This is a genomic window from Chitinophaga sp. LS1 (assembly GCF_034274695.1).
Lineage (GTDB): Bacteria > Bacteroidota > Bacteroidia > Chitinophagales > Chitinophagaceae > Chitinophaga.
On the sequence record NZ_CP128362.1, the window covers coordinates 1,941,554 to 1,954,291 of the forward strand.

The 12,738-nt window shown below is 46.9% G+C and carries 7 protein-coding genes; 5 read left to right on the forward strand and 2 right to left on the reverse strand.

Going from position 1 to position 12,738, the window contains the following annotated elements:
* The first annotated feature begins 38 nt into the window (after positions 1 to 38).
* Positions 39 to 1,583, forward strand: coding sequence for a glycoside hydrolase family 10 protein (locus QQL36_RS08045; RefSeq protein WP_321569469.1), 1,545 nt, complete (start codon positions 39 to 41; stop codon positions 1,581 to 1,583).
* Positions 1,584 to 1,688: 105 nt separating this feature from the next.
* On the opposite strand, the gene pafA is transcribed toward QQL36_RS08045, so the two are convergent.
* Both pafA and QQL36_RS08055 read right to left on the reverse strand, forming a co-directional pair.
* Positions 1,689 to 3,332, reverse strand: a complete 1,644-nt coding sequence (gene pafA / locus QQL36_RS08050) for an alkaline phosphatase PafA (protein ID WP_321569470.1) — start codon at positions 3,330 to 3,332, stop codon at positions 1,689 to 1,691.
* Positions 3,333 to 3,485: 153 nt separating this feature from the next.
* Positions 3,486 to 4,373 carry a glycerophosphodiester phosphodiesterase family protein gene (locus QQL36_RS08055; protein ID WP_321569471.1) on the reverse strand — a complete coding sequence of 296 codons (888 nt, stop codon included), beginning with the start codon at positions 4,371 to 4,373 and terminating at the stop codon, positions 3,486 to 3,488.
* A gap of 266 nt (positions 4,374 to 4,639) precedes the next feature.
* Between QQL36_RS08055 and QQL36_RS08060 the strand changes: the two genes are divergently transcribed.
* The 4 genes from QQL36_RS08060 to QQL36_RS08075 all read left to right on the forward strand — a co-directional run bounded on the left by QQL36_RS08060 (position 4,640) and on the right by QQL36_RS08075 (position 12,633).
* Positions 4,640 to 5,410: a DeoR/GlpR family DNA-binding transcription regulator gene (locus QQL36_RS08060; RefSeq protein WP_321569472.1), complete on the forward strand. Its 771-nt coding sequence runs from the start codon at positions 4,640 to 4,642 to the stop codon at positions 5,408 to 5,410.
* A gap of 331 nt (positions 5,411 to 5,741) precedes the next feature.
* Positions 5,742 to 10,268 carry a glutamate synthase large subunit gene (gene gltB, locus QQL36_RS08065; RefSeq protein WP_321569473.1) on the forward strand — a complete coding sequence of 1,509 codons (4,527 nt, stop codon included), beginning with the start codon at positions 5,742 to 5,744 and terminating at the stop codon, positions 10,266 to 10,268.
* 28 nt (positions 10,269 to 10,296) lie between these two features.
* Positions 10,297 to 11,772, forward strand: coding sequence for a glutamate synthase subunit beta (locus tag QQL36_RS08070; protein WP_083721899.1), 1,476 nt, complete (start codon positions 10,297 to 10,299; stop codon positions 11,770 to 11,772).
* A 249-nt stretch (positions 11,773 to 12,021) separates the two neighbouring features.
* A complete protein-coding gene (locus QQL36_RS08075) occupies positions 12,022 to 12,633 on the forward strand; it encodes a hypothetical protein (protein WP_321569474.1) in 612 nt (203 codons plus the stop codon).
* The last annotated feature ends 105 nt before the right edge of the window (positions 12,634 to 12,738 follow it).

The following is a 12,738-nucleotide window of genomic DNA, read 5'->3' on the forward strand; positions in this document are numbered from 1 at the left end:
TTATTTTCGCAATTTTTCAGGTCTTAACGTATTGTAGAATGGTGAAACACTTATTAGTGGCTGCTTTCCTCCTGGCAGGCTTTTTTAATCATGTCCAGGCACAGCTGCCACCCAAACGGGAATTAAGAGCCGTATGGATAGCAACAGTAGAGAATATCGATTGGCCTTCCCGTAGAGGGTTACCTGTTGAACAACAGAAACAGGAATTTATCAACCTTCTCAATACACAGCAGCGTAATGGCATGAATGCCGTGGTGGTACAAATTCGCCCGGTAGCAGATGCTTTTTATGCATCGCCCTTTGAACCCTGGTCGGAATACCTGACTGGCACACAGGGACAGGCGCCGAATCCTTATTATGATCCACTTCAGTTTATGATTGAAGAGACACATAAAAGGGGTATGGAATTTCATGCCTGGCTCAATCCGTATCGTGCGGTATTCAATGCCAGTCGTAACAATGTAACACCGAACCACATTTCCAGGATGCGGCCACAGTGGTTCCTCACTTATGATAACAAGAAGTACTTTGACCCGGGTGTACCAGAGGTGCGTGAATATGTCACTCAGATCATCCGCGACGTAGTACGCCGTTATGATATAGACGCTATTCATTTTGACGATTACTTTTATCCATACCGTGTGCCAGGTAAGGAATTTCCTGACAATGCTTCTTATCACCAGCATGGACAGGGAATGGAAAAAGACGATTGGCGCAGGTACAATGTGGACACCATCATCCATATGGTAAGCATTGCCATCAAGCAGGAGAAAGCATGGGTGAAGTTTGGGATAAGTCCATTCGGCATCTGGAGAAATAAAAGCAAAGATCCGGATGGGTCTTATACAAGTGGTACTACCAACTATGATGACTTGTATGCTGATGTACTGAAATGGTTAAAGAACGGATGGATAGATTATGTGGCGCCGCAACTGTATTGGGAAAGGGGGTTCAGGGTGGCAGACTATGAACTGTTGCTGAACTGGTGGGCACAGCATGCCTATGGTCGTCATTTGTATATCGGCCACGGGGTGTACCGGATCAATAGTAATGCGGCCTGGAGTAACCCAAATGAATTGCCGGTACAGATTACCGAGTCCCGAACCCTCAATACGGTACAGGGAAATGTTTATTATAGCGCTAAATCATTCAAGGGTAATCCAAGAGGGATAGAAGATAGTTTACGGAATCACTTCTATCATTATCCGGCTTTAAGACCTACGATGTCATGGCTGAATTTCAGAGCACCGGAGTCACCATATTTTGCAGATGCTTTTGAAAGGTCGAATGGATTACATTTGCATTGGGTGGATGGAGATACCACCAATCGTACTATGCAGTATGTGTTATATCGTTTTGAAGGAAGAGAGGTGATCAATCTGAATGATCCTGAGAAGATCCTGACGATCCTGACACAGAGTTCAGATCCGCAATATGTAGATAGTACTTATGAGAAAGGGAAGGAGTATACTTATGTGCTGACATCCCTGGATAGATTGCAGAATGAGAGTCTGGCGAGTGATCCGATGTATATAAGAATAGTAAAAGGGAAGGCGAGGTTTTACTTCGATCCCGAACCATAATTAAATTGAGAGGGTGTGTGGCCAGTGGCCACACACCCTCTCAATTTAATTGCGGAAAAAATCCGCTGCCAAAGGCAGCGGATTTTTTCGCAATTATTTATTCATTTATTTATAGACTTCCATCACAGCTCTACCCACACAACCACTCGGCATCTGTATCTTCAACATTGCCGCTACCGTCGCTGCTATATCCGTCATACTCGTCTTCTCATTGGTATACCCATGCTTCACATGCCAACCCATGAACACCATTGGGATATGCGTGTCATAAGGCGCCCATGTACCATGCGTCGTACCTTTCAGACTACCTTCATACCATCCTGGATCAGGAATCATAATCACTGCACCATCGCGTTTAGGATAATATCCATTCACGGCCATTTGCTTAATCGGTTCAGGCAATGCACTGTTTCCAATATTGTCCAGATCTGCGGCAAACTGAATACCCGGCACTGTCTGCAGGAAGTACACTGCTTCTTTTTTCACTGCATCATAATCCAGCTTCGCTGCTTTGATCCTTTTTACATCAAAGTCAACATGGTAGTTATTGGTATTCGCTACCAGGCTATCTACACCAAACACACCTTTCAGATCAGCATTCAGACCAGCGATGATCGCTTTGTCATTTACCAGACCAGAAGGAATATCATGTTCTTTCAGGAAACCTACAGAGTGAGAAGCTCCGTGATCTGCTGTGAGGAACACCAGGTAATTCCCCTTACCAACTTTCTGATCGAGGAAGGTAAAGAACGCTGACAGATCTTTGTCCAGGCGTAGATAAGTATCTTCTACCTCGATAGAGTTAGGCCCAAACTGGTGACCTACATAATCAGTAGAAGCACAGTTGATAGTGAGGAAGTCTGTCACCGGACCGCTACCCATGTTATATCCATTCACAGCGGCTTTTGCAAAATCCAGCGTGAGGGTATTACCATTTGGAGTGGCACGCAGGCTCCCTTTGCTTACTTTATAAATAGCAGGCAGATCGTGTGGGAACTTAGGGGCGGTTTCGCCTTTGTAAGTGTTTTCCCAGGTCACGTCGTCCTCAGTGCTTTGTACATATGTGTTGATAGGGTAGAGGGTCTCCCATGGTTTGGCCATCAGTTCAGCCGGTTCGTTTTTAGCATTGAAGTGTTTTACCCATTCCGGCAATTCTTTCATGTAATAGCTGCTGGTCACAAAAGATGCATTGCTGTCGTCCAGCCAGAAAGCGCCGTTGGCTATATGGCCGGCAGGTAGAATAGAAGCACGGTCTTTCAGGGATACGCCTACTACTTTAGAGCGGAAGTTAGTTGCCAGTCGCAGTTCATCAGTGATGGTGGAAGCCAGCAAACTGCGTGGAGACATTTTACCGGCGTCGGTGGTAGTACCCACAGGAGTCACGGTGGAATCTTCGGTGCAATAGAATTCTCTGCCGGTGGCCTGGTCGGTCCAGCCATTGCCCGTAATGCCATGGATAGCAGGTACGGATCCGGTGAAAATGGTGCTGTGACCTACAGCGGTGTAGGAGGGCAGGTGGGTAATGAATGCGTTTTCACATGTAAAGCCTTCCCCTAACAGTCTTTTGAAACCGCCGGTTCCGTAGCGGTCAGCATAACGGTACAGGTAGTCCCAGCGCATCTGGTCTACGACGATACCAACTACCAACTTAGGGCGGGCAACTGCCGGTTGGGTCTGTGCCATTACAGTATCTTTCTGGCCGAAGGTACTGGCGAGTACCACCGCCAGGGCGGATAATGTTTTGTTCATATTGGTCATAATATTGATAATTTCCTGATTGTCATTCGCAAAGATGTGTATTAATTAGGATAAACAAACTCCATTCATTAAATGAACAAGGCGATCTTTCGGATCGCCTTGTTCATTTAAATTTAAGCGACTGAAGGTCGCCTTCATAATTGGTTATATCTTATTTATCCTATCCGGATAATCCGTTATAATTCCATCTACTCCCATTGCCTTCAACCTTTTCATATCTTCCAGATCCGCCACTGTCCAGGGCACTACCTTCATACCTTTACTATGACAATAATCCAGCAATTCCTTCGTCACCAAAGAAAAATGTGGGTTATAGAACGTAGGCAGAAATCCCAAACCTTCCAGCTGCTGGTAAAAAGATACATTCTTATCGCCTGTCAGGAATCCCAATGTCACTTTTGGATATGATCTGTGCAGCACCTGCAACGGCCGCATATCAAAAGACTGGATCAGCAGTCTGTGTTTCAGTTTTTTCAGCTGTTTTACCTCCATCAGTTTTTCAACATATTCTTCCGGGGCCGGTTGTTCCTTGCCATCAGTTTTTTCAGAAGATTTGATTTCCAGTAAATAATAAACCGGCGGCTTGTGGTGTTTTTCATTATACGCTTCGACAGAATCAATCATTTCAGACAGCAATGGGGCATATGTCCTCATTCTTTGCTGCTGTGGAAAATTAGGATAGGGCTTTTCACCTATCCTAAAAGGCCTGATCTCACTATAATTCATCTGGTAGAAAATATATTTACCTCTCTCGCTGGGCTGAATCTCGCTACCATCGGGCCTGGTCGTATATGCGGGGTCAAAAGAGGCATCGTGGTACACCACTACTTGTCCGTCTTTTGTAATATGCACATCAAACTCCAGGGTATTTGCTCCATCTTCAATTGCATGGATCATGGCAGGAATCGTATTTTCCGGCATCATTCCCCTTGTACCCCTATGACCTACCTTAAAAAACGTTGGCAAAGGTGCAGCAGCCATCACAGCGGGCAACAGGGCTACTACCGACAACAATTTTTGTAAAGATCTCATCTTATTCATTGTATTTAATAACATTCTCTTTTCAAATCTTTCTTTTTATTTCGCCCTTTCTGGTAGTCCACTTTCGTTTTGACTTTCTATTCGGTGGCTGAAAATAATATTTTGTTAACTAGTTTTCAACATACTATACACCAAAACCACTTTTATACATCAAAAAGCGCACTTTTTCATAATATTTTTTTCCGTTTACATGTGTTAAATTCAACAACATGAAAGTAATTTTGTAACCAATTGAAGCAACAAAATCTTTTGCGCGTATGTCAATGATAAATATCGCTGAGCGACATAAATATATATTAGACCGGTTAGCGGAAAAAGGATATGTAAATGTAATAGACCTGTGCAAAGAGCTTGATGTATCTGGAGTAACTATCCGGAAAGACCTCAAGTTACTGGAAGATAAGGCCTTACTGTTCCGTTCGCACGGCGGCGCTACAGTCAATAATCCTTATATCAATGACAAGCCTGTAAATGAAAAAGAAAAACTGCGCCGGGATGAGAAGAATCTCATTGGTGCAGCTGCGGCTACCCTCATCGCACATAATGACGCGATAATTATTTCCTCTGGCACAACCGCCCTGGCCCTGGCCAGGAACATTCACCCTAAAGGCCATCTCACCGTCATTACCCCTGCACTCAACGTAGCACAGGAACTGCTACGCTATCCGGAAATAGAAGTATTACAACTGGGAGGCATTGTCCGCAACAGTTCTTCTTCCGTAACGGGTAACTATGCCGAACGCATCCTCGCCGATTTCTCCTGCAGTAAACTGTTCCTCGGCCTCGAAGGCATAGACATTGAATTCGGACTTACAACTACAAATTTAATGGAAGCACAGTTAAATCAGCGCATGGTGACTGCTGCACAAAAAACAATTGTCATTGCCGATTCTTCCAAATTCGGCAGAAGAGGGTTTGGTAAAATATGTGGCCTGGAAGATATCGATGAAATTATCACCGATAGTGGCATCTCAGCACATATTGTAAAAGCCGTAGAAGAGATGGGGATCAATGTGACTATCGTATAGTCCGGATCATACACTTAATAATTATATAACCCCATTTTATTGGTTGCTATAGCAACCAGTGAGGATTTCCTATACATACATTAAACTAATTTCCAACACGATCTACCCTTCTAAGGGTAAAATAAGCACACTTTTACCACTCATTCTTATTATATTCTAACAAATGCCTATACTTTTTTAATCTTTTCTAAATTTTTAGTGTTATAAGAAGGTTTTAATAAAAAATACCGGCATCCTTTAGTATCTTTATACCGTTCCCGAAACAATTACGGTACCTCCACCGCGCCCTGAAAAGGGTGAAGTGTGTGCCAAGGTCAAAAAATCTAAACGAATGCAAGAAGTGAAGCAATTGCAAGGACTGTACCACCCGGATTTTGAACATGATGCATGCGGAACAGGCTTTACTGTCCACATTAAGGGCCGTAAATCGCATCAGATCATCCGGGATGCGCTTACCATGTTGGAAAATATGGAACACCGCGGTGCATGTGGCTGTGAACAAAACACCGGTGACGGGGCAGGGATCCTTATCCAGCTCCCGCACGAGTTTTTGTACGACGAATGTCTAAAGATAGGCATTAGTCTGCCAGAATTTGGTAAATATGGTGTAGGTATGGTTTTCTTTCCAAAAGAACCACGATGGAGAGAAGAATGTCGCGAGATCCTGGCCCGAGCGGCGGAGAAACTTGGCCTCGATATTCTCGGATATCGTAAAGTTCCCGTTCGTCCTGACGGCATCGGAGAAAGCGCCCTTTCAGTAGAACCTGAAATCGAACAGGTATTTATTGCCTGTCCTCATCATATCGCCGACAATGACGAGTTTGAACGTAAACTCTTCGTGCTCCGTAATTATGTGTCTAAAACCGTTAGGAATACTGTTCCAAAGGAAAAAGCACTGTTTTACTTTGCCTCCCTCTCTACTAAAACGATTGTGTATAAAGGCCAGCTGACCACCTATCAGGTACGTCACTATTATGCTGACCTGAGCGACGAGAAGATGGTATCTGCTTTCGCAGTGATCCACTCCCGTTTCGCTACCAATACTTTCCCTAGCTGGAGACTGGCTCACCCTTACCGCTACATTGCACACAATGGTGAGATCAATACTCTGAAAGGTAACCTCAACTGGCTCCGCGCCGGCGAGAAGGACTTCGTATCCAAATACTTCTCTCAGGAAGAAATGGACATGCTGTCGCCTATCGTCGAAGAAGGTCAGTCTGACTCCGCCAGCCTGGACAACGTTGTAGAACTGCTGTTGCTTACCGGCCGCTCCCTCCCTCATGTTATGATGATGCTCATTCCTGAAGCATGGGATGGCAACGAGGACATGGATCCGGTAAGAAAAGCATTTTATGAATACCACGCTTCTATGATGGAGCCCTGGGATGGTCCTGCCTGTATCTCTTTTACAGACGGTAAAATCATCGGTGGTACCCTGGACCGTAACGGTCTGCGCCCTGCACGCTTCGTTGTTACAAAAGACGATCGCGTAATCATGGCTTCTGAAGCCGGCGTACTGCCCGTAGAGCCTAAAAATATTAAAGAAAAAGGCCGTCTGCAACCAGGTAAAATGTTCATCGTGGACATGGAAGCCGGCAGAATCATCGGCGATGAGGAACTGAAACAGAACATCTGCTCTCAGCAACCTTACGGCGAATGGCTGAACAAATACAAAATCCGTCTCGAAGAACTGCCAGAACCTCGTGTTACTTTCAGTCACCTGGAACCAGAACAGATCTTTAAATACCAGCAAGCCTTCGGTTATACTACCGAAGACCTGAACACCATCATCGCCCCAATGGCACTGGATGGTAAAGAGCCAATCGGCTCTATGGGTACAGATGCTCCCCTGGCTGTGCTGAGCGATCAGCCACAGCACCTGACCAGCTACTTCAAACAGCTGTTCGCACAGGTGACCAACCCACCTATTGATCCAATCCGCGAAAGACTGGTGATGTCACTGGCTACCTATGTAGGTAACAATGGTAACCTGCTGGACGAAAATCCTCTGCACTGTCATGGCGTGGCCCTGCGTCACCCCATCCTGAGCAACTATGAGCTGGAAAAGATCCGTAGCATTGATACCGGTCTGTTCCAGGCGAAGACCCTGCAAACTTACTTCCGTGCCGACGGTAAAGCCGGCTCTATGGAGAAAGGTCTGCAACGTCTGTGCCGCTATGCTGTAGATGCTGTTGAAGATGGTTATGAAGTAATCATCCTCTCTGACAGGGCGATCGACTCTGAACATGCCGCTATCCCGTCTATCCTCGCTGCATCTGCTGTACACCACCACCTCATCCGCAAAGGATATCGTGGTCAGGTAGGTATCATCGTAGAAGCCGGCGATGTGTGGGAAGTACACCACTTTGCCTGTCTGCTTGGTTTTGGGGTGACCGCAATCAACCCTTACCTGGCCCTGAGCACGATCCGTGCTCTGAAGCTCACCGGCAAACTGGAAACTGAATACGATGTTGACAAACTGAAGAAGAACTACGTAAAGGCTGTCTGCGATGGTCTGCTGAAAGTCTTCTCCAAAATGGGTATCTCCACCCTGCAATCTTACCAGGGTGCACAGATATTCGAAATATTAGGTATCAACCGTCAGGTAGTAGATAAATACTTTACCGGTGCGGTATCCCGCATCCAGGGCATGGGCCTCGACGAGATCGCCCGCGAAACCCTCGCTAAGCACTGGATGGGTTACGGCCGTAAAGAAACCCCTGTATCCCGTCTGGGTGTAGGTGGTATCTACCAGTGGAAGAGAAAAGGTGAGTTCCACCTCTTCAACCCAACCACTATCCACCTGCTGCAGTTATCAACCCGTATGGGCGACTACAGCATCTTCAAGAAATATTCTAAAGCGGTAAACGACCAGAGCGAGAAAGCAGCTACCCTGCGTAGCACTTTCGCCTTCAAACGTAACCGTCCGTCTATCACCCTTGATGAAGTGGAATCTGCAGAAAGCATTTTCAAACGCTTCGCAACAGGTGCTATGAGCTTTGGCTCTATCTCTCACGAAGCCCACTCTACACTGGCCATCGCTATGAACCGTATCGGTGCCAAGAGCAATACTGGTGAAGGTGGTGAAGATGAACTGCGTTTCGAAAAGTTGCCTAACGGGGACAGCATGCGTTCTGCTATCAAGCAGGTAGCTAGTGCACGTTTCGGTGTGACCAGCAACTATCTGACCAATGCAGATGAATTACAGATCAAAATGGCACAGGGTGCTAAACCCGGTGAGGGTGGCCAGCTGCCCGGCCATAAAGTGGATGACTGGATCGCGAAAGTACGTCACTCTACACCAGGTGTAGGTCTGATCTCTCCGCCTCCCCACCACGATATCTACTCTATCGAGGATCTGGCTCAGCTGATCTTCGACCTGAAAAATGCCAACCGTGCTGCCCGCATCAGCGTAAAACTGGTGTCTAAAGCAGGCGTTGGTACCATCGCTGCCGGTGTTGCCAAAGCAAAGGCAGATGTGATCCTGATCGCTGGTTTCGACGGCGGTACCGGTGCATCTCCGATCAGCTCTATCAAGCATGCTGGTCTGCCATGGGAACTGGGTCTGGCTGAAACTCACCAGACACTGGTGAAGAACAAGCTGCGTGGCCGTGTAACCGTGCAGGCTGATGGTCAGCTCAAAACAGGCCGCGACATCGCTATCGCAACCCTGCTGGGTGCGGAAGAATGGGGTGTAGCAACTGCTGCACTGGTGGCTGAAGGCTGTATCATGATGCGTAAATGTCACCTGAACACCTGCCCTGTAGGTGTGGCAACACAGGATCCTGAACTGCGCAAACGCTTTAATGGCGATCCTGAAAACGTAGTGAACCTGTTCAGATTCCTGGTAGAAGAGTTCCGTGAAATCATGGCTGAACTGGGCTTCCGTACCGTAAATGAAATGGTGGGTCAGTCTGACTGCCTGCAGGTACGAGAGAACATCACCCACTGGAAATATAAAAACCTGGACGTATCCCAGATCCTGTACAAAGAACCAGCTGATGCAACAACAGCGCTGTTCAAATCTGAAGAACAGGATCACGGTATCAGCGAAGTGATTGACTGGCAGCTGCTGAAAGCTGCACAGCCAGCCCTCGACAAGAAGACCAGGGTATTCCAGCAGTTTAATGTTAAAAATACTGACCGTTCCGTAGGTACAATCCTGAGCAATGAGATCTCTAAACGTTATCAGGGCCCGGGTTTACCAGAAGATACGATCCACTTTAAATTCGTTGGTTCTGCCGGCCAGAGCTTCGGGGCATTCAACACCAAAGGTGTAACCCTGGAATTGGAAGGTGAGGCAAATGACTACTTCGGTAAAGGTCTCTCCGGTGCTAAACTGGTCCTTTATCCAAATGCGGAAGCAGGCTTCAAAGCGGAAGAAAACATCATCGCTGGTAACGTAGCCTTCTATGGCGCCACCTCCGGTGAAGCTTACATCCGTGGTAAAGCAGGTGAACGTTTCTGTGTACGTAACTCAGGCGCTACCATCGTATCCGAAGGCGTGGGTGACCACGGTTGCGAATACATGACCGGTGGTAGGGCCGTCATCCTTGGTGAGACCGGCCGTAACTTCGGCGCTGGTATGAGTGGTGGTATTGCTTATGTATACGATGTGAAAGGCAATTTCGCCGGCCGTTGCAACAAGGAGATGATTGACCTCGATCCGCTGGATCAGGATGACGTTACCGCACTGCACGACCTGATCACCAAGCACCACGCTTACACAAACAGTACTGTGGCTAAGTTCATCCTGAAGGATTGGGAAAACCAGCTGCGTCATTTTGTGAAAGTATTCCCGAAAGAATACAAAGCGGTGCTGACAGCTTCCAACGCAAAGGAGAAGGTAGAGAAGTAGTAACATTAACAATCTAACGACAACCAAAATGGGCAAACCAACAGGATTCCTGGAATTTACAAGAGAGCTGCCTGGAAAGATAGCTCCTCGGGAAAGAGTCCAGAACTATAACGAATTCGTAGAAAGACTTTCAGATACCAAGCTGAATGAACAGTCTGCGCGCTGCATGAACTGTGGTGTTCCTTTCTGTCACAGCGGTTGCCCGCTGGGTAACGTAATTCCTGAATTCAACGATGCAGTCTATCACAAAGACTGGAAAGAAGCATATGAAATCTTAACCAGCACTAACAACTTCCCTGAGTTCACAGGACGTATCTGTCCTGCGCCTTGCGAAAGTGCGTGTGTACTGGGTATCAATCAACCTCCTGTGGCAATCGAAGAAATCGAACGCCACATCATCGAAATCGCTTTCGACAAAGGACTGGTACAGGCTAAAACACCTCGTATACGTACCGGCAAGAAAGTAGCAGTAATTGGTTCCGGTCCTGCCGGCCTGGCTGCTGCCGCTCAGCTAAACTACGCTGGTCACCTGGTAACCGTGTTCGAAAGAGACGATGTTCCCGGAGGTCTGCTCCGCTACGGGATCCCTGACTTCAAACTGGAGAAATGGGTGATCGACCGCCGCGTGAAAGTAATGGAAGAAGAAGGCATCACCTTCCAGTGTAATGCCAACGTAGGTGTGAACATAAGCGTGAACGACCTGCTCCGTGAATACAATGCGATCGTGCTGGCTGGTGGTTCCACCATCCCTCGCGACCTCAATATTCCTGGCCGTCAGCTGAAAGGTGTGCACTATGCAATGGACTTCCTGAAACAGCAGAACAAACGCGTAAGCAACCGCACTGTAAGCGGGGAAGATATTATGGCTACCGGCAAGAACGTAGTAGTGATTGGTGGTGGTGATACCGGCTCTGACTGTGTAGGTACATCCAACCGTCATGGGGCTGTGAGCATCACCCAGCTGGAACTAATGCCTAAGCCACCGGGAGAACGTACTCCTTATATGCCATGGCCTACATATCCAATGGTGCTGAAAACAACCTCTTCGCACGAAGAAGGCGCAAACCGCCACTGGGCTATCGGTACCAAAGAGTTCGTAGGTGACAGTAACGGTAACCTGAAAGGCCTGAAACTGGTAGATCTGCAATGGAGCCTGGGCGCAGATGGTCGTCCGGGTGGATTTACAGAAGTACCTGGTTCTGAAAGAGAAATTCCTTGCGAACTGGCTTTCCTGGCAATGGGCTTCCTGCATCCGCAGCATACCGGATTGCTTGACGATCTGGGTGTTGAAAAAGATGAAAGAGGCAATGTGAAAGCAGGGGAGAAGGCGTTCCAGACTTCTATTCCTAAGGTGTTTGCCGCAGGCGATATGCGCCGTGGACAATCACTGGTGGTATGGGCGATCAGCGAAGGCCGTGAGTGTGCACGTAAAGTAGATGAGTTCCTGATGGGAGTTTCCCACCTGGAAAGCAAAGACGCTTCTTTACCCGCACTGGCAGTGTAAACACATAATCTTGATGTGAATGTGCGTATCTTTTTTTAACCTGCTGATTGATACAAACACACATTAGTTTTAAAGATTCTCATAAGCAGGTTTAGATTTTGTTGTAACCTTCAGCCGGGCCGGGTCTTTACCCGGCCTTTTCTTTTTATAAAAACTCAAACCTTTCCGCGACCGAAGGCCGCGGAAAGGTTTGAGTTAATCAAAATGTCAGAGTCAAAGGCTCCGGCATTTTGATTATTTTTGTTTATCATGAAAAAGACGTTTTTATTCATCCTTCTGGCAGGAGCTTTCAATACCGCCTTCGCTCAGATAGGCCACACCATCTACGACACCCACAACTATAAAAAAGGCATTTACAAATCCTTCGAAGAGTTCCGCAACAACGAACCCTCCGAAACCGGTAATGTTGTAATAAAAGGGAAAACCGCCGCCGCCCAGGTCTACCTCATGTCTGCCCCTACGGAACTGGTCGCCATCGACAGCGCCGGCAAAGAACATAAAGTAAAAAAATACTGGGGGTATTGCGACGGCACTAACCTTTACGTGAGAGACAATGGCCTTCAAAAAGTTGAAGAAGTTGGCTACTACTGCTTATACCAGGTGCGCGCCATTACCTCCGCTACACCAAACACCGCTACCGGCGGCATGGTATTCAGCAATACCCCGCCTGCTGCTGTGAACAAAAAAGTCATCAACCTCACCACCGGCAACTTCTACGACCTGACCTTATATAATATGAAGAAATTCATCCTCCCACACGATACTGCTTTAACAAGGGAGTTTTACCAGGATCCTAAAAATAAGGACCGCCTGGTCTACTACATCCAGAAATTCAATCAGCGGAATATTCCCAATTGGTAATTCCACCCATAAATACTCATAAAAAGCGCTTTTATCGACGATAAAAGCGCTTTTTTAATTAAACCCCTTCTGTAGGTACAAATTTTGTTTAACACTCTATGTTTA

Bases quoted from the DNA above. Each gene is read 5' to 3' on its own strand.
- QQL36_RS08045 (WP_321569469.1), top strand. From the start codon at position 39: ATGGTGAAACACTTATTAGTGGCTGCTTTCCTCCTGGCAGGCTTTTTT.
- pafA (WP_321569470.1), bottom strand. From the start codon at position 3,332: ATGAACAAAACATTATCCGCCCTGGCGGTGGTACTCGCCAGTACCTTC.
- QQL36_RS08055 (WP_321569471.1), bottom strand. From the start codon at position 4,373: ATGAGATCTTTACAAAAATTGTTGTCGGTAGTAGCCCTGTTGCCCGCT.
- QQL36_RS08060 (WP_321569472.1), top strand. From the start codon at position 4,640: ATGTCAATGATAAATATCGCTGAGCGACATAAATATATATTAGACCGG.
- gltB (WP_321569473.1), top strand. From the start codon at position 5,742: ATGCAAGAAGTGAAGCAATTGCAAGGACTGTACCACCCGGATTTTGAA.
- QQL36_RS08070 (WP_083721899.1), top strand. From the start codon at position 10,297: ATGGGCAAACCAACAGGATTCCTGGAATTTACAAGAGAGCTGCCTGGA.
- QQL36_RS08075 (WP_321569474.1), top strand. From the start codon at position 12,022: ATGAAAAAGACGTTTTTATTCATCCTTCTGGCAGGAGCTTTCAATACC.